Origin of the sequence: Erythrobacter sp. Alg231-14, assembly GCF_900149685.1 — a bacterium.
GTDB lineage: Bacteria > Pseudomonadota > Alphaproteobacteria > Sphingomonadales > Sphingomonadaceae > Erythrobacter.
In genome coordinates this window covers 239,589-261,758 of the sequence record NZ_LT702999.1, presented here as the reverse complement: position 1 = coordinate 261,758, position 22,170 = coordinate 239,589, and the positions used below count along the sequence as shown (strand labels likewise).

At 56.4% G+C, this 22,170-nt stretch carries 21 protein-coding genes; 9 read left to right on the top strand and 12 right to left on the bottom strand.

Annotation, left to right across the window (positions count from 1 at the left end; genetic code table 11):
- The first annotated feature begins 121 nt into the window (after positions 1–121).
- A complete protein-coding gene (locus BQ8290_RS01235; protein ID WP_108786936.1) occupies positions 122–3,019 on the top strand; it encodes a TonB-dependent receptor domain-containing protein in 2,898 nt (965 codons plus the stop codon).
- 138 nt (positions 3,020–3,157) lie between these two features.
- On the opposite strand, the gene BQ8290_RS01230 is transcribed toward BQ8290_RS01235, so the two are convergent.
- From BQ8290_RS01230 to BQ8290_RS01220, 3 genes are read right to left on the bottom strand one after another with little or no spacing between them, the layout of a single operon-like run.
- Complete coding sequence (locus tag BQ8290_RS01230) at positions 3,158–4,075, bottom strand: methyltransferase domain-containing protein (RefSeq protein ID WP_108786934.1); 918 nt, start codon at positions 4,073–4,075, stop codon at positions 3,158–3,160.
- An 18-nt stretch (positions 4,076–4,093) separates the two neighbouring features.
- On the bottom strand, positions 4,094–5,836 hold the full coding sequence (locus BQ8290_RS01225; protein WP_108791709.1) for a putative 2OG-Fe(II) oxygenase: 1,743 nt from the start codon (positions 5,834–5,836) through the stop codon (positions 4,094–4,096).
- Entirely contained in the window at positions 5,833–6,564 is a 732-nt protein-coding gene (locus BQ8290_RS01220; protein ID WP_108786932.1) for a 2OG-Fe(II) oxygenase family protein, read from the bottom strand. The genes BQ8290_RS01225 and BQ8290_RS01220 overlap by 4 nt, the downstream gene beginning before the upstream one ends.
- Before the next feature lie 160 nt (positions 6,565–6,724).
- Here BQ8290_RS01220 and BQ8290_RS01215 point away from each other — a divergent pair, with 160 nt between their 5' ends.
- The 4 genes from BQ8290_RS01215 (at position 6,725) to BQ8290_RS01200 (ending at position 10,424) form a co-directional block, all read left to right on the top strand.
- Positions 6,725–7,894 (top strand): acetyl-CoA C-acetyltransferase, encoded by a 1,170-nt coding sequence (locus BQ8290_RS01215; RefSeq protein ID WP_108786930.1) that lies wholly within the window; start codon positions 6,725–6,727, stop codon positions 7,892–7,894.
- A gap of 36 nt (positions 7,895–7,930) precedes the next feature.
- The gene (locus BQ8290_RS01210; RefSeq protein WP_108786928.1) at positions 7,931–8,716 is read left to right on the top strand and encodes an SDR family NAD(P)-dependent oxidoreductase; all 786 of its coding nucleotides are present in this window, start codon (positions 7,931–7,933) and stop codon (positions 8,714–8,716) included.
- Positions 8,717–8,948: 232 nt separating this feature from the next.
- On the top strand, positions 8,949–9,821 hold the full coding sequence (locus tag BQ8290_RS01205) for an enoyl-CoA hydratase-related protein (protein WP_108786926.1): 873 nt from the start codon (positions 8,949–8,951) through the stop codon (positions 9,819–9,821).
- A 72-nt stretch (positions 9,822–9,893) separates the two neighbouring features.
- Positions 9,894–10,424 carry a MarR family transcriptional regulator gene (locus BQ8290_RS01200; RefSeq protein ID WP_108791707.1) on the top strand — a complete coding sequence of 177 codons (531 nt, stop codon included), beginning with the start codon at positions 9,894–9,896 and terminating at the stop codon, positions 10,422–10,424.
- Positions 10,425–10,510: 86 nt separating this feature from the next.
- Here BQ8290_RS01200 and BQ8290_RS01195 read toward each other — a convergent pair whose 3' ends face one another.
- Positions 10,511–11,515, bottom strand: a complete 1,005-nt coding sequence (locus tag BQ8290_RS01195; protein ID WP_108786924.1) for a type II secretion system F family protein — start codon at positions 11,513–11,515, stop codon at positions 10,511–10,513.
- Between the two features lie 18 nt (positions 11,516–11,533).
- A complete protein-coding gene (locus BQ8290_RS01190; protein ID WP_108786922.1) occupies positions 11,534–12,505 on the bottom strand; it encodes a type II secretion system F family protein in 972 nt (323 codons plus the stop codon).
- Between BQ8290_RS01190 and BQ8290_RS15045 the strand changes: the two genes are divergently transcribed.
- Complete coding sequence (locus tag BQ8290_RS15045) at positions 12,504–12,635, top strand: hypothetical protein (RefSeq protein ID WP_337660885.1); 132 nt, start codon at positions 12,504–12,506, stop codon at positions 12,633–12,635. The genes BQ8290_RS01190 and BQ8290_RS15045 overlap by 2 nt on opposite strands.
- A 67-nt stretch (positions 12,636–12,702) precedes the next feature.
- Here BQ8290_RS15045 and BQ8290_RS01185 read toward each other — a convergent pair whose 3' ends face one another.
- The 5 genes from BQ8290_RS01185 to BQ8290_RS01165 form a co-directional block, all read right to left on the bottom strand.
- Positions 12,703–13,983: a pilus assembly protein CpaE gene (locus tag BQ8290_RS01185; protein WP_108786920.1), complete on the bottom strand. Its 1,281-nt coding sequence runs from the start codon at positions 13,981–13,983 to the stop codon at positions 12,703–12,705.
- Positions 13,984–13,986: 3 nt separating this feature from the next.
- The gene (locus BQ8290_RS01180; RefSeq protein ID WP_108786918.1) at positions 13,987–14,631 is read right to left on the bottom strand and encodes a CpaD family pilus assembly lipoprotein; all 645 of its coding nucleotides are present in this window, start codon (positions 14,629–14,631) and stop codon (positions 13,987–13,989) included.
- Positions 14,632–14,652: 21 nt separating this feature from the next.
- The gene (locus BQ8290_RS01175) at positions 14,653–16,254 is read right to left on the bottom strand and encodes a type II and III secretion system protein family protein (protein WP_108791705.1); all 1,602 of its coding nucleotides are present in this window, start codon (positions 16,252–16,254) and stop codon (positions 14,653–14,655) included.
- 92 nt (positions 16,255–16,346) lie between these two features.
- A complete protein-coding gene (gene cpaB / locus BQ8290_RS01170) occupies positions 16,347–17,438 on the bottom strand; it encodes a Flp pilus assembly protein CpaB (RefSeq protein WP_108786916.1) in 1,092 nt (363 codons plus the stop codon).
- Between the two features lie 98 nt (positions 17,439–17,536).
- On the bottom strand, positions 17,537–18,028 hold the full coding sequence (locus tag BQ8290_RS01165; RefSeq protein WP_337660884.1) for an A24 family peptidase: 492 nt from the start codon (positions 18,026–18,028) through the stop codon (positions 17,537–17,539).
- Between the two features lie 163 nt (positions 18,029–18,191).
- Here BQ8290_RS01165 and BQ8290_RS01160 point away from each other — a divergent pair, with 163 nt between their 5' ends.
- From BQ8290_RS01160 to BQ8290_RS01150, 3 genes are read left to right on the top strand one after another with little or no spacing between them, the layout of a single operon-like run.
- Positions 18,192–19,226: an alpha/beta fold hydrolase gene (locus tag BQ8290_RS01160; protein WP_108791703.1), complete on the top strand. Its 1,035-nt coding sequence runs from the start codon at positions 18,192–18,194 to the stop codon at positions 19,224–19,226.
- Positions 19,226–20,350: an FAD-dependent oxidoreductase gene (locus BQ8290_RS01155; RefSeq protein ID WP_108786912.1), complete on the top strand. Its 1,125-nt coding sequence runs from the start codon at positions 19,226–19,228 to the stop codon at positions 20,348–20,350. Before BQ8290_RS01160 ends, BQ8290_RS01155 begins: the two co-directional genes overlap by 1 nt.
- Positions 20,351–20,410: 60 nt before the next feature.
- Complete coding sequence (locus BQ8290_RS01150; protein WP_108786910.1) at positions 20,411–20,587, top strand: DUF1508 domain-containing protein; 177 nt, start codon at positions 20,411–20,413, stop codon at positions 20,585–20,587.
- Positions 20,588–20,683: 96 nt separating this feature from the next.
- On the opposite strand, the gene rnhA is transcribed toward BQ8290_RS01150, so the two are convergent.
- Both rnhA and BQ8290_RS01140 read right to left on the bottom strand, forming a co-directional pair.
- On the bottom strand, positions 20,684–21,127 hold the full coding sequence (gene rnhA / locus BQ8290_RS01145) for a ribonuclease HI (protein ID WP_108786908.1): 444 nt from the start codon (positions 21,125–21,127) through the stop codon (positions 20,684–20,686).
- 42 nt (positions 21,128–21,169) lie between these two features.
- Entirely contained in the window at positions 21,170–22,153 is a 984-nt protein-coding gene (locus BQ8290_RS01140) for a homoserine kinase (RefSeq protein ID WP_108786906.1), read from the bottom strand.
- Positions 22,154–22,170: the final 17 nt, after the last annotated feature.

Here is a 22,170-nt window from a genome sequence, read left to right as displayed (position 1 = left end):
AACTATGATACATGTGAGATTGCGGACGAGGAATGTAATGTCATAAGTCCGCCACATACGGGTAACTGCCCGTACGTTTGAATTGTGCGTCGTTTTGACGTGCATATCCAAGGGGACTAAAATGAACCGCTTTAGCAAGGGCTCGCTCCTGGCTGGGACAATCATGGCCGGTGCCATGGTCGCCACACCAGCGATGGCTCAAGACGCCGAAACTGGCGAAGGTGCATCCGAAGACAACCGTATCGTTGTTACAGGTTCGCGCATTCAACGTCGCAACGTCGAAACAGCTGCTCCTGTCGCTGTCGTCGAAGCAGAAGAGTTTCAGCTTTCGGGTACGGTCAACGTTGAAAACGTGATCAACACTCTTCCGCAGGTTGTGCCAGGCACGACCTCATTCTCGAACAACCCAGGTAACGGTACTGCGTCGCTGAACCTTCGTGGTCTCGGCTCGACTCGCACCATGCTGTTGGTCAACGGCCGTCGCTGGATGTTCTTTGATACCAACCAAATTACCGATTTGAACACCATCCCGAACTTCCTTCTGGAATCGGTTGATGTTGTTACCGGTGGTGCTTCGGCCGTTTACGGTTCTGACGCTCTTGCTGGTGTTGTGAACTTCCGTCTGAAAGAAGTCGAAGGCGTCGAAGTTGGTGGTCAGTACTCGATCACTGAAGAAGGCGACGGTTCGCGTTATCAGATCCACGCTGCAATCGGTTCCGATTTTGCAGATGGTCGCGGTAACGTCACTGTGTTTGGTGAGTACTTCAATCGCGAAGAAATCTTCCAGGGCGACCGCACGTTCTCGAACTTCGCTCTTGGTGGTAACCCACTTCAACAGCTCGGTTCTTCGCTTCCACCTGAAACACGCCTCCGTTACGACGGTGATGGCGATGTGACTGGTACTTCGTTCGAAGCCAACAACAACCTCGCGATCTTTGGTTCGCCTGGTTCGCTTCGTGCATACGAAACACCGCGCGATCTTTATAACTACGCGCCGGTCAACTACCTGCAGCTCCCACAAGAGCGTTATTTGCTTGGTGGTATCGCTAGCTACGAAGTTTCGAGCGCTCTCGAAGTTTACGGTGAACTCACATACGTCAACAATCGCGTTGACGCTGAGCTTGCTCCTACTCCGATCCTCGTAAACACCTTCCTCGACATCGATTCGTTGGTTGCCAACGGTTTCATCGATGCCGGTTCGGAAGCTGAGCTTCGTTCGCTTGACGCATCGGAAACTGGCGCTGATCAGAACAACGGCCTCGTCGATGTTCAAATCCGTCGTCGTCTCCAAGAAGCTGGTGGTCGTCGCAACTTGGACGAGCGTAACGCATTCCGCGTTGTTGCTGGTGCACGTGGCGAGATCAACGAGTACCTGAACTACGATGCGTATTACCTGTTCTCACGGACACGTAACTCGAACATCCAACAAGGTAACGCTTCGGTTTCACGCTTCACGGCTGCTGTTAACGGCACCGGTGCTGACCAAATCAACATCTTCGGTCTGAACACTTTGTCGGCTGACGATGTGGATGTGTTCCGCATTCAAGCGCAAAACGGTGACATCTCCACTCTTGAAGTCGTTTCGGCTGTGCTTTCGGGTACATTCGGTGACTTCGCTCTGGGTGCGGCTGAGCCCGTAGGCTTCGCGTTCGGTGCAGAGCACCGTTCGGTTAGCTCACGGTTCATCCCTGATGAGTTCTTGGCTTCGGGCGACGTTGCTGGCTTTAACGCTGGTCAACCTACCGAAGGCAGCTACAGCGTTGACGAGCTCTTCGCTGAGGTGAACATCCCTTACGAAACCGAAAGCGGCATGCGTTTCGAAGTTAACGGCGCTGCTCGTTACTCCGACTACTCGCTCAGCACCGTTGGTGGTGTTTGGACTTACGCCGGTGGCGCTCAGTTCACACCAATTCCTGATGTGACCCTTCGTGGTCAGTATCAGCGTGCTGTTCGTGCTCCAAACGTGGGTGAATTGTTCCAAGGTACAGCCATCGGCTTCCCTGGTGCGAACGATCCATGTGCTGGTGACGGCGCAGGCGGTGGACCAATCCCAACAGGCGCGCTTCTGGCAATCTGTCAGGCAAACGGCGTTCCTGCTGGCAACATCGGCAACAACGCTGTTCTTCAGCCAGACGGCCAAATCGCAGCACTCTTCGGTGGTAACCCTAACCTTCAGGAAGAAACTTCGGACAGCTTGACCTTCGGTGTCGTGCTTCAACCGTCGTTTATCCCAGGTCTGACCATCACCGCTGACTACTTCGACATCACTGTCGACGATGCGATCCAAACGATCAGCCTTCAGCAAGCTCTGGATATCTGCTTCAACCAGGTACAAGATCTGACTGACCCACGTTGCCTCAACTTTGTTGGTACACGTGACGCTCAAGGTGCGTTTGGCCGTGACAATCCACCGGTTCTCGGTGGTGCGAACATCGCAGAACTCAGCGTTTCGGGTATCGATCTTCAGGTCAACTACTCGACCGACGTTCCGTTCTCCTTCATGAGTGATGGCGACGCGCGTCTTGATGTCCAATTCTTGGGCACCTGGACCGAATCGTCTGACGTTGCACCGGATCAAAACGATCCAACCAACATTGACACATGTGCTGGTGAATTTGGTCTGACATGTGGTGAGCCAACGCCTTCGTTCAAATGGACGTCGCGCTTCAGCTACATCGATGGTCCTGTGACTGTTACGACGCGCTGGCGTCACCTCTCGGGCGTTCAAGATGACGATCCGGGCGTTGACTACATCGTTGAGCGTATCAGCGCATACGACCTCATCGATCTGACGCTTTCGGTCGACGCGACTGAAAACTTCACTGTGACAGCTGGTATCAATAACCTGTTCAACACCTTGCCTTCGACTCCTCAGTTCGATGCAAGCGGTCAGGTTATCAACAACACCAACTCACTGCTTCTCGGCGACTTTAACAACGCTGAGCAGTCGAACACTTACCCGAGCACGTATGACGTGCTGGGCCGTGACTTCTTCGTCTCGGCACAGTTCCGCTTCTAATCGGACATGCACCAGCCCCGGTTTCGACCGGGGCTGGATGCAAACAAAAAGGGCGCCAGACTTCGAGTCTGGCGCCCTTTTTCGTTTTTCCGTCGAACGCGCCTAGTTCAAGGCGTGCCAGATCGAAGAGGCTTGGCGTTACGAAAAGGTGATAAAGTCCGCCAATTCTCGGCCGGTCGGTTCACGAATCGCAAGCGTCTCGTTCAAGGTTAGACCGTGCTTTGCAAAAGCCTCTGCTACCTTGTCACGGGCATCGGCGGTGGTGCATGCCCCCGCCAACGATTTGATCCGGCCCAGCTCGTTTTTGGCATGGCCCTCAATAATCCCGATTGTTTCTGTGATTGAACCAACACCTGCCTGACGACCCATAAGGCACGACCGTCGGATTGCTTCGGGAATTTCCCATGCGGGCGATGTTTCACCAAACTTCGCGGCGCCTTGTGTAGCGACTTTGCCAGCGAGTTTTGCAGCACGATCAATCCCGGATGCACCACCTTTCAAAGCGGCTTTTACCTTCCTCGCCACGCCTTTCTCTTTCAAAGCCCAGAGCAATTCGTTGCGACGTTGCCGGTTGTGTTCCAGGATCGGACCATCGCCCCGATGAACCATCAAGCCCACTCTACCGCCGGAGGCCAATACGCGCGCTATCTCATTTGCGACCCTTTGAGTGTCTCCATATTCGAAGCCAAATTGGCTGGTGACGGCGTTAAATCGGCCGTCATCAAATGGGAGGCTCTCCATCGCAATACCGCCGCGTGTTTCGGTGCCGGCAGGGGGAAGGGGGAGTTTTGGAGCGAGGTCGATACCGAGCAATTGCAGATCTGATCGTTTTGAAAGCATCCATCGCAGGACCCGACCGTCACCCGTAGCCAAGTCCAAGACTTTGGCTTTGTCCGGCAAATCGGCGCAAAATCCGAACCACGCTTCTTTCTGCGCCTGTTCGATTGCAGCCCATCGTTGCGGCAAACAGCCGCCACCGCTGCTATCGCCGCTGGTCCCTTGCGAATTGAGCGCCCAAAAATCGCTCCATGCCTCTTGTGATTGGTTTGTCGCCATGGCTGTTCGTATGTGTCCTTAAGAAACCACGTCAAAGGCAACCGTCATGCGTTCTGATGCTGCGGTCTTTCCCGATGCGAATGGAGTTGTGCCGTGATAGGCTGTGCTGGGGAACAGCGCCAGATGCCCTGGCTTTGGTTGAATAGAAGCAAGCGGTTCGAGATTTAGACCAAGGTCCGATTTCGGACGCCCAATCTCTAACCAGCCTTGGCGGTCCTTCCCGCCGACTTGTTGGGAAGAGGCATCAGGCACAACCAAGTACAGCGCCGATGAGATCATCCCTTGAGGATGGATATGCGCAGTGTGGTGGTCGCCGCCCCCCGTCAGCCTTACTGACCACGACCCCGCCAAACGCCATGGTTCATCGCGCAACCGCAACATAGGATGGGTCTTGTCCATCTTCGGCAGGTCCGCGCGATACTCCTCCAACGTTGCCACAATCGCATCGTGCAGTTCGGACAGTATCGCTTCCGTTCGATGAAATAGGACGCCGCGTGTTTGCGTTCCACCGCGCAAGGATTGCCCCAACGGCATCGCCGATCCCGCGTGCAGAACGCGCAAATGTTCAGTCGCGTCATCCAAAAGGTCGCTGCGGGCAACCAGCGGACGGAATTGGATCAATCCATCCTGTTCGTGCAGCCACGCGGCGTTCGCTTTCGCCGTTTCGCCATCCAGCAAACGCCAAACTATGCCGCGCAATGACCATGCGGTTATGTCCCACGGTTCATCGGCCAAGGCTTCTTCCAACAACCCATCAGCTCGATCGAATTCACCCGTCCGGATCCTATGGCGCGCTTCGTGCACCGCGCGTCGCGGCGTCCCGGAGGGCAACTGCGCAAAGACGGCTTCGGCCCGCGTCAAATCTCCAGCGGATCCAGAATGGACCGCTTCCAACAATGTGAAATGCGGTTCATTGGGGAACCGTGCGCGCGCATCGGCTGCGACGTCTGCCGCTTCCGCTGCGAAATCCAACCCTGCCAAGGTTTCGGCATGGGTCGCGGCGATGTTGGGATCTTGCGGTGCCTTTAAACCCGCATTGCGAAAGGGCGCCGCAAAGTCGCTTTCCCCGGCGGCCAATCGCAATCCGGCAAGAAAGGAATGCGCGGCGATGAATCCGGGCGCTTGCGTCGACAATTGTTCGGCAATGGCCAGCGCGCCGGCTCCATCGCCGGCCACATCTAAAGCTTGGGCCTTGCCCAGCCATAGGTCTGCTTCGCCTTGATTGACCGCAAGTGCGGCATCGAAGCGTGCGACCGCGTCTTCTTCTCCGCGTTCAATCGCGACGCGGGCGCGGCCATGCAAGGACAGGGCATGCCCCGGTTCCAGCGATAAGGCTGCATCATACCAATGGGCGGCTTCCGCCGGTTGACCCAGCGCGCGATGGGATAGGGCGCGGATGCTACCGTATCGTGCGACGGATCGACCAACGGTTTCGTGCTTTTCCAATAGGGCAATCGCATCAGCATGCCGCTCCAGCCTTTGCAGAGCGATGGATCGGTTCAAGGCGTAATCAAGGGTTTGTGGGGCGAGGGTGCAAGCGGCGCCAAATTGGGCGACAGCTTTTTCGGCGTCCCCTAATTTCAACGCCAGTGTGCCCAAAGCATCGGCCAATGAGGCGTCGCTGGGATGGGTGTTGCGGGCCTGATCCGCAATGCGCATTGCGCCGGCCAAGTCGTTCGATTGCGCCGCCGACCGAATGCGGGCCATAAATTCCATTGGGGACATCGCCTCATTGCCATTTGTGCCCAAGGGGGATGTCATTGCGACCGCAGCCAACCTGTGACGGCCATCCGCCCAACTGGCGCGAATGGCGGGACGTAGCTGACCATGTGAGATTGCGGCACCTTAAACAGGTTGAGCGCGTTGTATCTTGGGCGGAACCCTTCCACGACGTCGCCTTCGTCGTCGAGGAAAAGTAAATAGCCACCCCAATCCGGACACCAATTGGGCGGTGCGAAATTGAGGACGTAGGCGACTTCCCACCCCTCACCAACATGGCTGTCGATGTGTTGGCCAAGATAGTGGTTGGGCGCGAACAAAGACGCCTGACCATCGGCCTTTAACAAGGCGTCGATACCCGTAATATCCCGAGCCAGATCCATGAATTCCGGCGCGTTGAGATGTTCCAACAGGATCTCGTGCGGGCTGTTGCTGGCCCATTCTTCCTGAATTGCGGTCAGGATGGGATAATGGGCGAAGCGGAATCCGTATTCCCCACGTGCGGAATTGTCATGCGCGCCTTGGATGGCGGCGTTCACGGTCCGCTGCCCTTCGGGGGTGCGCATGTCTTCAGCGCGAAAACTCTGGCGGTTTTCATCGCCTGCGCCCGTAGCCATTCCCCACGGTGTGCCTTTTGCCAACACGGTGAGAACTTCGCGCGCCGTTTCCTCGGTCAAAACATCACGGATCTGAACGCGAGACGTCGCCGCAAAGCGCGCCGATAGAGCGTCTCGATCCAATGCCGGGTTCAATTCAAAAAGTTTCTTCATCGTGTCGTCCGTAACCGCCAATACCCCGCCTTGACCAGACTATTTGATAGGTTGATTGAAGGTGTCCACTTGCGGCATTGGGTTGATCCATTGATTTGACGAGCGTGGTCCCATAACCCGGTCTCAAATCGAAACGTGTTTGCAAAAAGGAATCACCACAATGACCACAGCCTATATCGTCGACGCCGTTCGCACCGCCGGTGGCCGCCGCGGTGGCCGTCTTGCCGGAGTGCACCCTGTCGATCTGCTCGCCAAATCTTTGGATGCGATCCTGGATCGGTCCGGCATTGATCCGCATGCGATCGATGATGTGGTCACAGGCTGCGTTAGCCAAGCAGGTGAGCAAGCGGGCCAAGTGGGCCGGATGGGCGTTCTGGCTTCAAAGCTGCCCGAAAGCACGCCAGCGGTTTCGATTGATCGCCAATGCGGCAGCTCGCAACAAGCGATCCAATTCGCCGCGCAAGCCGTGATGAGCGGCACGCAAGATGCCGTCATCGCCAGCGGTGTTGAAAGCATGACCCGCGTGCCGATGGGCAGCAACATGACGCTGCACATGAAAGAGGGGTTGGGCAATTACATGTCTGACGGCGTGAAGGACAAGTATCCCGGCGTGCAATTCAGCCAGTTCATGGGCGCAGAAATGATCGCCAACAAACACGGTTTTTCTAAGGAAGAGCTCGACGCGTTTGCTTTTGAAAGTCACCAACGCGCGATTGCCGCTACCGAAGCGGGAGCGTTTGCAAACGAGATTGTGCCTGTTGAAATCGAAACGCCCGAAGGCACCGAAATGCACACAATCGACGAAGGCATCCGTTTCGACGCGACGTTGGATGGAATTGCGGGCGTTAAGCTGATCTCACCAGATGGCAAGATCACGGCGGCTTCTGCCAGCCAAATCTGCGACGGTTCCAGCGCTGTCTTGGTAGTGTCCGAAGAAGCGTTGAAGCGTCACAACCTCACGCCGATGGCGCGCATTCACAACCTTACCGTCACCGCTGGCGACCCAGTTATCATGCTTGAAGAGCCGTTGTTCGCGACTGACAAAGCCTTGAAGCGCGCTGGTTTGAAAATCGATGACATCGACCTGTACGAAGTCAACGAAGCCTTTGCGCCCGTTCCTATGGCGTGGCTAAAGCACACTGGCGCCGATCCCAAGAAACTCAATGTCCATGGCGGTGCCATTTCTTTGGGGCATCCGCTTGGGGCGTCAGGCACGAAATTGATGGCGACGTTGGTTCACGGGTTGCACCGGCATGGCAAAAAATACGGGCTTCAAACGATGTGCGAAGGCGGCGGTGTCGCCAACGTGACCATCATTGAACGCGTCTAAAAATTTGAATTAAAACCCCTTTTGAGAGGAAATGTAATGGAAGTTTCAGTAAACACCCCCGCCGTTGTTACCGGCGGTGCTTCGGGTCTTGGCGCGGCAACGGCGCGCGCTTTGGCGGCAAAGGGCGCGAAAGTCGCGATCTTTGATATGAACGAGGAAAAGGGTGAAGCCATGGCCGCTGAGATCGGCGGCGTGTTCTGCAAGGTCAATGTGACCAGCGACGAAGACGTGGATGCCGGTTTTGCAAAAGCCCGCGAAGCCCACGGACAGGAGCGCATCCTGGTCAATTGCGCAGGCATCGGCAACGCGATCAAAACCGCATCGCGCGACAAGGCATCGGGCGAGATCAAGCATTTCCCGACCAGCGCATTCGATTTCGTCATCCAAGTCAATTTGATCGGCACGTTCCGTTGTATCGCAAAATCTGCCGCTGGTATGATGACCCTCGATCCGATTGGTGAAGACGGCGCGCGCGGTGCGATGGTCAACACGGCATCGGTTGCCGCCGAAGACGGTCAAATGGGCCAAGCAGCCTATTCTGCATCCAAAGGCGGCGTTGTCGGCATGACATTGCCGATTGCACGCGATTTGATGCGCGAAGGCATCCGCGTAAATACCATCCTGCCGGGTATCTTTGAAACCCCGTTGATGAACGCTGCACCGCCACAAGTGAAAGAGGCGCTTGCTGCTTCTGTCCCGTTCCCGAAACGTCTGGGTTATCCAGAAGAGTACGCGAAGTTGGCAATGACGATGATCGAAACCGGCTACTTCAACGGCGAAGACGTGCGGCTTGACGGCGCGATCCGCATGGCTCCGCGGTAAATCAACGCGCGGCCCTAGGCCGCGGTATTTGTCGTAAATTTGCACGGCCGCTTGTCCGAACAGGGCAGGCGGCCGTGTTGTTTTGTCGGCCATTGCACAAAGACTAAGAGGTATGCGCAGACGCCGATCTGTGGTCTTTACCCAATCAAGTGGGTCGTCGTCATCCTAACTTTCTTGCGCTTTTCAACGGTCAATGACTGTGTCAGGAATGCCCGCAAGGAGATCGAAAAGCATGACCGAACATACCCAAATTCTCGTCGATAAGAGTGATGGCGTTGCGACAATTACGTTGAACCGTCCGGAGAAAATGAACGCGTATACCCGGACGATGGGGGCCGAGATAATGGCCGCGATGGACGACATCGATGCCGACGATACCGTCCGCGCTGTCATCTTCACTGGAGCAGGGGATCGGGCCTATTGCGCCGGGGCGGATTTGACACCGGAATCCGGCGGTCAGATATTCTCAGATGGAGCCGAGGTGGAGAGCCTTTCGGACGAACGCGTGCGCGATGGCGGCGGGCGACTGACATTGCGATTGTTCGAAAGCAAAAAGCCCCTGATCAGCGCCTGCAATGGGGTCGCAGTTGGTGTGGGAGCGACCATGCAGTTGGCGATGGATATCCGTCTTGCGTCGGCCCATGCACGCTATGGATTTGTCTTTGCCCGGCGTGGCATTGTGCCCGAAGCGGCGTCAAGCTGGTTCTTGCCCCGGATTGTCGGCATCTCCCAAGCTTTGGAATGGTGCTATTCTGGCCGCGTGTTCGACGCCGAAGAGGCGAAGAGCGGCGGTTTGGTGCGCACCATCCATGCTCCCGAAGATTTGCTTCATGCCGCGCAAAGCATCGCGCGTGAGATTGCTGACAACACATCGGCAATTTCTGTGTCAATGACACGGGCAATGATGTGGCGCATGATGAATGCAGACCACCCGATGGAAGCGCACAAGATCGATAGCCGTGCGATTTATCGCCTTTCGCGCGGAACCGATGCCCAAGAAGGCATCGCCAGCTTCCTAGAGAAACGCGATCCGGTTTACCCGGGCAAAGTCAGCGAAGATATGCCGGACTTTTACCCGTGGTGGTCCGAACGCGAGTACGAATGATCGCGGACCATTTTGAACGGTCGGGCTGGTGACGACTTGCAATAGGTTGTGGTTTCATGGGAAACCAATTGCATGACAGACCCGGCTCACCACAGTTCTGAACATTCTGCCAGCGATGGCGAATATCAATTGAGCGGCTTTTTGCCCTACCAATTGTCCATCGCATCCAACGCCGTCAGCAGCCTGATTGCGCAGCGATACCGCACGCGCTTTGGCCTGAAAATAATGGAGTGGCGGGTAATGGCGGTGTTGGGGGACGCTGGTAGCAATGCGAAGGACGGGGGTAATGATCGCTCCGGACGGCTGACGCAGCGTGACCTGACCGAGGTGACTTTGATGGACAAGGTCGCGGTCAACCGCGCTTGCAAAGTGCTGGAAGAGCGCGGTTTGATCATGCGGGTCGAAAACCACAAGGATGGACGGTCCCATCTGCTTCAATTGACGCCAGAGGGCGAAGAGATCCACCGCGAAGTCATGCCGCTTGCCAAAGCGACCGAGCGAGAATTGTTTGAAGGTTTCGACGCCGACGAAGAAGCCTCACTGCGCGACATGCTTGAACGGATGCGGGTGAGGGCGGCCACGATTGCGGGCGACGCCGGATAATAGGCTTCGCGATATTGCGCACAGCAAAAGGGCCGATCTGCGCTATGGCAGGCCGGCCCTCTTTGTTTGGTGTTGGGTGTGTTTGCTTATTCGACTGGGTCGATAAGAGCGTCGGAGATCGAACAGGCCGCAGGGCCAAGGATCACGATGAACAACACCGGAAGAATAAACAGGATCAACGGAATGGTCATGATCGCTGGAAGACGTGCGGCTTTTTCTTCGGCGCGCATCATGCGTTCATTACGGAATTCTGCAGACAAGACGCGCAAAGCAGATGCGAGCGGCGTACCGTATTTTTCGGTTTGGACCATGGTGGTCACAACGCCTTTCACCGCTTCGAGGTTGACGCGATAGGCCAAGTTATCAAACGCCATTTTGCGTTCTGATAGGAATGACATCTCAATCGCGGTCAACGCGAATTCATCGCCCAATTCCGGGTAGGCCCTGCCCAATTCTTTCGCCACGCGGTTGAACGCTGCATCAACGGTCAAACCGGCTTCGGCACAGATCACGAGCAGATCGAGGGCATCTGGCAGACCTTTTTGGATTTCAAGCGTCCGCTTTGATGCTTTGTTCGAAAGGAACAATTCGGGCCCTTTATAACCAGCGATCAGCATCACCGACACCGCGCCAAGGCGGGTCATTGGTCCCCAATCTGGGAAATATTCGACGACGTAAATCATCAAGAAGCCAATGGCGCCAAGCACGATCGGCATGATCGCGCGCAAGCCGATGACGATTACGGCCAGTTCTTTGTTGCGATAACCCGCATGGGCAAGCTTTTGCTGAACTGCCTGAATTTGGCTTTGTTCGAGCACGTTCAACTTGCCAAGGCTGTCTTTAACCTTGTCGGTCGTGTCGGATTTGCGCACCAGGCTGGCGCGTTTCTTGGTGCCGCCGGTAACGATGCCAGCTTTCAATTCATCGCGGCGATCGTTGAGCGATTTTACGCGTTTTGCCATCGGATCTTTGATCGTGACCGCGGCGTAGATTGCCATGATCACCGCAAAGGCAGCAAGACCGGCCAAGACCGTCCCAACAAGGACGATATCAAAGCCAAGAAGCGTGGGGCCGGGAGTTTGGTTTAGCATGTTCCTAATTTCCCCGGATCAGATTTCAAAACTGACCATTTTGGCCATGATAAAGACGCCGATGCTCATCCAGCACAGCCCGCCAAGGCCAGCCACGATCAAGCGATCTTCGTAGAAGAACCCGCCCAGATATTCGGGATTGATCCAATAGATCAGGCCAAAGACGATGAACGGCAAAGAACCAACGATGTAAGCGGAAGCTTTCGACTCAGAGCTCATCGCTTTAATCTTCAGCTTCATCTGAGAGCGCTTGCGCAAAACGTCGGCTAAGTTCGACAGAGTTTCCGCCAAGTTACCGCCCGTTTCACGTTGGATCGCCAAGGTGATGCAGAAAAAGTTGAATTCCGGAATGCCAAGACGGTCGGCCGTTTCTTGGAGGGAATCTTCCATCGTTTTACCGATTTTGATCCGTTCAGTGATCCCTTTGAACTCGATGCCAACTGGGCCGTCCACTTCTTGCGAAACCACGCCCAATGTCTCGGTCACTGGCAAACCAGACCGAAGACCACGCACCAAAAGTTCGATTGCATCAGGGAATTTTGCGTTGAAATTGTTGGTCCGCTTTCCGATCAGAAATCCGACCACAAGATGCGGTATACCGAGGCCCGCAACCGCGCCAACGCCAAGCGATAGCAGCGGCGCGCCGCTTTGTAAGAAAACCAACACCGCAACCGCGATGATGATGCCCAAAGATGCATACACATATTGCGAAACGGCCCAGCCTTTGCCGGTCCGGTCGAGGCGCATTTCAAGCGCCTCGAGACGCGATCCCGATCCGGCTACCTGATGAGATTTTGGTTTCCGGGCCGCGATGGCTTTCTTGAATTGAGACTCAACCTTGGCGTCGGTGCTTTCGGAATGGCGATAGCGCAGCGATTCAAGGCGCCGCTTTTGTGCTTTGCCCGTTCCAGATCCGGCAATCAGAAAATAGCCGGCAACGAGCACGGAAAAGATCACCACCGTGATGAGCAGGGTATCGAAGAAATCCATGTCGGCCTCGTTTGCCTATTCCTGTGTTGTGCCCGATCGGCGCAACTGGTTGATTGTAGTGACAAAGGTCCAGGCGATTGCCCTTAGCTTTGCTCTGTCTCTTGTGCCTCTGGCCTTGGCCAATGGCTGAAAAGTGTGGATTGGAGCCGCCCGCACAACGTGAGAAACACGTTCGCGGGGGCGCCAATCATGCCAGCTTATTCGGCTGGCTCTGCTTCGGGGCTCTTCTTCTTGGCCAAGAGGCCTTTCAGATCGAATCCACCAAGCAGTGATTTCTTTTGTTCGCTGACGGCAGCGAGATCTTCCTCGCTGGCGCCTAAAACACGCTCGGCGATTTGCTTGATTCCGGCGGTCGCCTTGGATGACTTGTTCGCTTCGATAAACACTTGGCCAAGTTTGGCGGCGTTTGACGCGGCTTTGATGTCATACGGAACGGCAAAATCGACTTTGCGTTCGATTGAGGCTTCGAAATCGGCCTTGCTGATCTCTGCCACGCCCGGTTGGACTTTGTTGGCGACGATCATAGGATGCGCGTGAGCCGCGTTGGTTTTCAGCCAAGACAGAATGCGGATCGTGTCACGCGCCGAAGCCAGCGTCAGTTCGCAAGTCAGCAAGACAAGGTTCACATCGGCGAGCAAATGCGGGAAGTTGATCAGCATATTGCGTGGCAGATCGATGACGGTCATTTCGAACGCTTGGCGGAATTCTTCCTCCAATTGTACGAACGCAGACCCATCGGTCATCAACGGTTGGCTAATCGGAGCTTCCGCCGAAAGGATCGACAAATTGTCGTTCGCACGGATCATTGCGCGTTCGATGAACAGACCGTCAATCCGGCTGGGATTGTCGATCGCATCGGTCAGGCCACGACCCGGCTCCAGGTCAAGCGCGAGCGCGCCTGTTCCGAAGTGCACGTCGAGATCAAGCAATGCCGTGGGCACCTGGTGATGTTCGCTGAACAACCAAGATAGCGACGTTGCAAGAGTGGACGCGCCGACACCGCCGCGTGTTCCAACAATCGCGGTTGAGATGTGGCGTTTGACCGCTTCACCATCGCCGGCCTTGGGTGATGTGAACACTGCAAGAGCGCCGTTCAATGCATCGTGCACGGCCTGTGCATTCAGCGGTTTCAGCAGGTAATCGTGGATGCCGCTGGCGAGAAGGTCGCGATAGAGGCGAACATCGTTGACCTGACCAATCGCAATCACGACGGTTCCCGGTTCACAGACTTCCGCCAAAGCGTTGATGTCGTTCAGCGGATCGCCGCTTTCGGACAGGTCGACCAAAAGGATCGCCGGACTTGCGCTGACGGACAAGGATTGGACCGCATTGCGCAGGCCGCCCTTGTTACACTTTTCCGGCTGCCAACCCATTTCGATGACGATTGGGCGCAGCACGTCGAGTGCGGCATCGTCACAAATATAGGCGGCAAAGGCGTCACGATTGCCGGGGAGACCCGATTTCCAAGGAGCAGTCATGGATCAGTTTCCTCCGCCAGTTGCGTTTTGAAGTCCGCCTGCACCGGTCGGTGCGGTTTCGCGATAGGTTTGAATGGCCCGTGTGCCGGTCGCGACAACGGTTTCACCGGTCCCGCTCTGACCTTCGAGAAGGTCTTCGGGATTGGCGACCATAGCGGCCAGATTGCTGTTCACGGCACAACCATAGCCGGGGCTGGTTGCGTTCCAGTAGTTTGAATCGGATTTGGCCGACCAATCAGGGCATCCAGGAACAGAAGCGCTGGACCGCGTGATCACAACGCGTGCTTTGCCCGGTTCGAGCATGCCAACCGTTGTCGGAGCAACGGCGCTGACAATGATGCCGTAACGCGCGGCCAGATCGTTGACGGCATTGGAAACCGCCGGATTGTTGCCGGGGTCTTCGATGCTAACACGATCACCGTAAGACAGGTCCATCGTTTCAAACCAACCGTTCAAACGTTGTTGTTCTGAAATCGAGAGGCCTGAGCGGTTCGTGTCCACATCCATCGTAAAGTTGGTGCGTTCAACGACCGGTTGTTTGGTGCTGTAGAGCGACGTGTTTGTTGGCATTCCTGCGCAACCCGCCGCAACGAGGCCGAGCGAAAGGGCAACTGCGCCCATCAATTTGCTTTTGCGTGGCTTGTTCATGATCTGAACCTTTCGCTGAAATTAAAGGCTGAAACCGGGCGTCGCGGCGTCAGCTTGACGTTCGCGGGCACGATTGCGTGTATCATCGGCGCGACGCGGGTTTTGCGGCGCGTTTGGAACGATGGCGGCCGGATCAGCGTTGCTGATGTCGGGATTTGGGGCCTCATCACCAGCGGCGGTTGGTCCCGGGCGGCTTTCACCGCTGACACCGGAATTGTCCTGATAGGTGATCAGTTGCTCAAACTCATTGGCAGAGTGATAGCCATCGGTCGGCAATTTGATTTCACCAGCGTTCACCGGCTGAACCAAATATGGCGTTACGATGATGACCAATTCCGTTTCACCACGGCGGAAATCGCGACTGCGGAATAGGTTGCCCAAGATCGGCACATCGCCAAGACCGGGCGCTTTATCCAATGCGTTTTGCGCGTTGTTGGACAACAGGCCGGCAATCATGAAGCTTTGACCAGAGCCAAGTTCCACAGTTGTTTCTGTGCGACGGATCGTCAGAGCCGGTACCTGAAAACCGTTGAGAGTAACGGCGCCCTGGCTCGAAAGCTCAGAGACTTCTGGGCGGACACGCATTGAAATGCGGCCGTTGGCCAGAACCGTTGGTGTGTAAGCGAGGCTTACACCGAAATCGCGATATTCGATGGCCACGTTGCCCAGACCCTGAGAAATCGGGATTGGAAATTCGCCGCCGGCCAAGAAGGTCGCTGTTTCGCCCGAAAGCGCAGTCAGGTTTGGCTGAGACAAGGTTGTCACAAGGCCAAGACGTTCCGAAAGGTCGAGCGCGCCGAGCAGGTTCAAACCAAACAATCGGCCAAGACCTGCGAGCGAAGTTCCCCCTTGTGAGTCTACCGATGGGCCAACAATCTGTGTGCCATCGGGGAGGACAAACGAAGTTTGAGCCGCGCCGTTACCAGCACCAAGTGGTCCGCCGAAATTGAATTCGGTTCCGCCGATTGAACGGCCGGTACCTGCCCCGAAACGGAAACCGTTGGTGCCATCGGCAGATTGGAGGTTGCCGCTGATCGTTCGAACGAGGCTGCGGCTGACTTCGGCGAATTTCACTTGCAGGTTAACCTGAAGCGGGGTCGCGGTGCGAAGACGGCTGATGACGTTTGCGTCCGCGCCAAGAAACGCTTGAACAAGGCGTTCGGCTTCGGCGGCGTCTTCAGGGGCTGCAACTGTACCGGTCAACAACACAGTGTTGGTGCCCATCGTTGCCACGCTTACTTGAGCGTCCGGCATGGCGAGCGCCATCATCTGATCGATGCTGCCGATGTTTGAACCAACGCGAATGTTTGCGGAAAAGATCACATCGCCGCGTGCGTTGCTGGCGTAGATCGTTGTTTCGCCACCGGCTTTACCAAACACGTAAAGCTGACGCTGAGATTTGATTTGAACGTCTGCCACGTTTTCATTGGCAACAAACACATCGGTCATGGAACCGGGAATGGTCACAAGTTCACCGCGACCGATCGACAAAACGATCTCTTGGCTTGGGCTGACGACTTGCTGAGCGGTTGCGCTACCGGACGGCGCGGCCACCATGGGCAACGCGACGACACCGGCAAGCAATGCCTTTGCAAATGTTTTCATTTTCAATTGGGCTTTCATTTTCTGCCCCCCCGTGAATTTTCCAGATTGGGTCCCGACCGTGTTGATCGGGATCGTCGTGCTGTGTGTTTCGGCTGACATGATCATTTCCCTCAACGAACCGTCAGACCGGCGGCAGGCACGGTTTGGCTAACCTGGCCAGCGCCGCGGGCGGTCGCTGTGCTCACCGAACCCCCAACGGGAACTTCGGTGGTGGCTTTGCCGCGGCTCACGCGGACCGTAGGGCCCGTGTTCACTGGCGCGCCGTTGACTTGGGCAGGGACGCCCGGAGCCGGTGCGGTGCGTTGCGGACGACGATTGCCGTCGTCTTGTGAAGGCACATTGCGACGTTGGAAACGCGACACATCACCACCGGTTGAGAAGGTTGAGCCGCTATCCACTGGTTGGCCCATGGCCGTGCGAAGGATGCGCTCTTCTTCTTCTGCCGAAGCGTTCTCAGGAATCTGCACATCACCTGCGGCAATAGCGCGTTCCAGTTCGGCTTGGTTGTCGGCGATTGAACGAAGCACCAAGGTGAGCTGACCGATGGTTTGGGCAACCGCGACCTTTTCAGCGATCTCCGGCGTCACTTCGAGAGTGACCGTACGGAATGCGCGGACAACAGTTTTGCCTTCTTCATTGGTAACTTGTTCGGTTGTTTGGTCGGTCGCGAGAACGCGCAGATTGCGAAGAACAGTCTCTGCCGCTTTCAATGGACGACCTTCGCCCTCAACCGTTTGGGTAAGGACCATGTCAACGCGGTCACCCGGGAAGACAAAGCCGGCAACACCGGTTTTGGCTGACACAGGCACCGTGACGGCCCGCATACCAGCGCCAAGCGCCGCAGCGAGGAAGCCTCGATCGCCAGGGCTAACCAGCGACCCTTGAGTCACAGGTTCACCAGCGGTGACCGGGAAACGCACAACCGTACCGAGCAGACCGCTCATATCGGCTTCACCTTCGATGAAGTACGCGTCTTGGACGAGTTCTTCGGGCCAATCTTGATAGCCCATGGCATCGGCCGTGATGATCGTACCCACGGGAAGGGCGCGGTTTGCGACCAACACTTTAGGGCCTTGCTTCTCTGGTACGGCTGCCTCTGCTGTTGGCGCACCGTCACCTGCGAACATGCTCCGCGCAAGGAACGCGCTGCCAATCGCAACGACCAGCGCACCAAGCAACAGAACCAGTTTCTTCCTATCCATGGCTAATTAGCCCCCTAATGTCGGCCCCAAGAAATTTCGGGCGGGTATGGTTGCAACGATTAAGTCCGAATTGGTTAAGATCGGGTTCACGCCGGACCCTAAGCAAAGGTCGGAACCGCAATAAGTTTTGGAAAAAGCACCCAAAGCGCGCCAAACGCGATGGCGACCCCATAGGGGAGCCTGCCGGGCGTTTTGGGTTTGAACACAATTCGACGGGCGATAAAGCCGACAGCCATAAGGCCGCCGAACATCGCCATAACAATGAGGAAGCTGAGATAATTCATTGGCATCAGCCAAAGCGACAAAGCAGCCAGCAACTTTGCATCGCCGCCGCCTATAAATAGAATGCCGGTGTTATAGCCGATCGCCAATATGCCCATCAGCAACGACGTGATCACCACGGCGAAACCAATCTGCCACGCCATATCCGGCCAAAGCGATAGGCCGCTGGCCCACCAAAACGCCGGTGCGCCAAGCGCAATGCATATGTTCAACCAATTGTCGATTTGACGCCGCTGGATATCGGTAACAGCGGCAAAAATCAGCGCAATTGCCAAGGCAATCAGCAGCCCGTATTGAATAGTGGTCATCAGCATGTGGCCCCCGAAAGAGATTTGCGAAGGGGATTTCCTTCGCGCTTCCTTCTTGGATGGCGGTGCTACAGGCGAGTGCTTACCAAATAGTAACCAAGATCGGAGGCGTCTCGTTAGGATGGCCGACACCAACCTTAAGGAAGCCCAATTGAGCGAAGAAATGGCGCACAATGCCAACAGGAATGGGGGTATCGACCGGCGTTCAATCCCGCCCCACGCCGCGGAAAGCACATGGAGCGCGGCCGATGGTCATTCGCTAAGGCGTATCGATTGGCCCGGTGACACAAGCAATGATGCAGATGAGACCGGCCTGCGCGGGTCGATTCTTTTCATGCCGGGACGTGGAGATACGTATGAAAAGTATCTCGAGAGTTTAGAAGAATGGCACCGCGACGGATGGCGTGTGACCGCGTCGGATTGGCGCGGTCAGGCCGGGTCCGGGCGCTTGGGCAAAGATGCGGTGACCGGGCATATCGACGATTTCACAACATGGGTCGATGATCTAGCGCACTTTTGGCAGCAATGGATCGACGAGACGCCGGGGCCGCACGTCTTGGCCGGGCATTCGATGGGCGGGCATCTGATAATGCGCGCACTGGTCGATAAACGTTTTGCGCCGGATGCTGTTTTTCTGAGCGCGCCAATGTTGGGGTTGAGCGGCCCGCCGTTGCCCATGGCTTTCCTGCACGGGGTGGCGAAAATGATGAACGCGGTGGGTGAACCCACTCGACAAGCGTGGAAGTGGAGCGAAAAGCCGGGCGAAGTGCCTGCAAGCCGATCCAGCCTGTTGACGCATGATGGCGACCGTTACGACGATGAATTGTGGTGGCGTAACCAGCGTCCCGAATTGGTGATGGGCCCGGCGAGCTGGCGATGGGTAGAGCGAGCCTATGCGTCGTGGCGACGGTTGGAAGAGCCGGGTGCAATAGAGGCAGTGCAAACCCCGGTGTATATTGTGTCTACATCATCGGATAAATTGGTCAGCCACGATGCCAATGTCCGGGCGGTTTCGCGATTGCCGAATGGCAGATTGTTAGAGTTTGGCGAAGAGGCGCATCATGAAATACTGCGCGAGGTCGATGCGGTGCGCGATCGTATGATGCAGGGTATTGCAGCGTTTCTTGACGATGTGGCTCCCAAGAATGCCGCATCACAACCGACGCGACTATCGCCATCGGTGGCCTTTGGGGAATAATGGCGAACGGGCTTTACGATTTTGCGATTGTCGGTGCGGGGATGGCAGGGGCCAGCCTCGCGGCTGAACTCGCGCCCTATGCAAAAGTGCTTGTTCTCGAAGGGGAGGACACGCCGGGCTATCACTCGACCGGTCGATCCGCGGCGTTCTGGGAAGAATGTTACGGTGGGCCGGGTGTGGTCCCGCTCACCTTGGCATCGGGCAATTACCTGCGCGATAACGGCTTTTTGCGGCAACGCGGCGCGCTGTATATCGGGCGCGAAGAAGATCGAGCGGCGATGGATGGCTTTGTAGATGAATTCGCTGGGACCGGGGTCACGATAGAGCGATTGAAAGCGTCCGCGTTGGCGACACGGGTCCCGCAGATAAAACCGGAATGGAACGACGCGATCTGGGAACCGGCCTGCGCGGATATCGATGTTGCCGGGCTGCACCAACATTACTTGTCCAAAGGGAAGCAAGCGGGCGTAGATCTATCGTGCCGGGCGATGGTGGTCGGTTTGGATCGCGAAGATGGCGGGTGGCGGATTACATGCCGCGATGGTTCCACCTATCGCGCGGCGCGTGTTGTGAATGCGGCAGGTGCGTGGGCCGATGACATTGCACGGTGGGCCGGGGCGCAAGCATTGGGAATCGAGCCAAAACGCCGGACCGTGGCGCAATTGCGAGTCGATCCGGTTGCTCCCGACGATTTGCCGTTGGTCTTGGACGTCTCAGGCGGGTTCTATTTTAAATCTGACAATGGCCGCTTGTGGCTTAGTCCGCATGACGAGATCCCCAGTGTGCCATGCGATGCAGCGCCCGAAGAAATCGATGTCGCGCGCGCCATCGACCGTTTTGAAAACGTCACCAATTGGCGCATTCTCGCGGTTGAGCGTCGCTGGGCCGGGCTAAGGAGTTTTGCACCCGACCGTCTGCCTGTTTACGGGCCCGACCCGATAGTTCCGGGTTTCGATTGGTTCGCGGGACAAGGCGGCTTTGGGATTCAGACGGCGCCCGCCGCGGCGCGGGTGGGGGCACAGATCCTATTGGGACACGGTCCCGACACGCTGACACGCGGTGTGGATACATCTAATTACGCGCCTGCCCGTTTTTCCGATCGAAAAGCACGCGTCACGGGGTAGCCACGCCCGGAGCTATCTGTAAGATACAAGTCAAGTTCAACACGACGAGGGAGAGCAGACATGGCTCACAAATTTGAAATCTACAAAGACAAAGCCGGCGAATTCCGCGTTCGCTTTAGCTACAATTCCGAAGTGATGTTCTCCACGCAAGGCTATTCCAGCAAGGATAGCGCGAAGAACGCAATCGCTTCGATTCAGAAGAACGGCCCAAATGCGCCGACCGAAGACAACAGCTAACCGCTGATCTTTGAGAACGAATCCGACGGGCGTGTCGCTTTGGCGGCGCGCCCGTTTTTCGTAGGAAGAGAGAGGCCTGCGCCGGAATTCGACCGCCTACCCTTCGGCTGCGAACCGATCCGCTTCATCGCTGGCCAGTTTATCGACTCGTTCATTTTCCGGATGCCCGGAATGCCCCTTGACCCAATGCCAAGTCACTTGATGCCGCGCCGCAGCGTCGATCAATTGGTGCCAGAGATCGGAATTGCGGACGGGTTTTTTGCTGGCGTTGACCCAGCCGCGACGTTTCCATCCTTCGACCCATTTGGTCATGCCATCCAATACATATTTGCTGTCGGAATACAGATCCACCGCACACGGTTCGGTAAGCGCGGATAGACCCTCAATCGCGGCCTTTAGCTCCATACGATTGTTGGTGGTGTCTGCCTCTCCGCCACACAATTCCTTTTCATGATCGCCTTTGCGTAGCAACGCACCCCAGCCGCCGGGGCCGGGATTGCCTTTGCAAGCACCATCGGTGAAAATCTCTACGTTTTTCATATTCTTGATCCCAACTCGGCGATCTATGCCCAATCGCACGGTTCAGGCAAAGGCGTCGGCGCCGTGTTCGTCGTAAAATCGCCACCGCGAAACGAATTGCATCGGATCTTTTCGCATGACCAAGGCATCGTCGGGGGTGTCGAGCCAATCTTCCGCACGGCTGGCCACGAACCGCAAGGTCGCGCCCTTGGCGATCTCGGGCAGCAAAGCCCGTTCATCATCGCCAATGGGCCGAACGCTTTCATAACCGCGCAAAACCGCCGACCCGCATTCGGGATTGAAGGCGTTGGTGGCCGTATCAAAGCCCCACGCCGCGTGCGTCACCGCGATATCCAGAGCCATCGCGCCGGTGCATGCGAAGTAAAAATCGATCAACCCAGTGACTTGATCGCCCAGCATTAGGACATTGTCCGGGAAAAGGTCGGCGTGAATTTGTGTGCTGGGCAATTCGTTCAGATTGAGGGCGGCAGCCTGTCGTGCCGGTTCAATCATCGCGGGCAGCAACGGATTGATCGAGGCAAGGCCATCGCTGCCGCACGTTTCCAGAACCGCCAAATTGCTGGCGAAATCCATCGTATTCTCACGGTTCAACGGGAAATCCGCGCTCGCCGCGTGCAACCGTGCTAACGTCTCGCCCACGGCGTATGCTTGTTCAGGCGTCGCTGTGTTGGGTGACACTCCGGGCAAAAACTCAATGAGAGCAATGGCTTTACCGTCCAGCATGCGAAATGCGTTGCCATCACGATCATGGATCGTCCGCGGTACCGGGCATTGTTTCGCCGACAAATGATCAAGCAAGCCGAGGAAATACGGCAGGTCGGCCAATTCAATCCGACGTTCATACATGGTAAGAATGTAGCGGCCACCTTCGCCATCGCTGGCGGTCGAAGGGCCGGTTGTCTCGATCAACCAATTGGAGTTCGACACCCCTTCGGCAATACCCTTAGCCGACACCAGATCCCCGACATCAAAATGCCCTATCAACTCAGCAAGCTTTTCCGCGCCAAGATGTGTGTAAACCGCCATATCGCAACGCCCGCCGA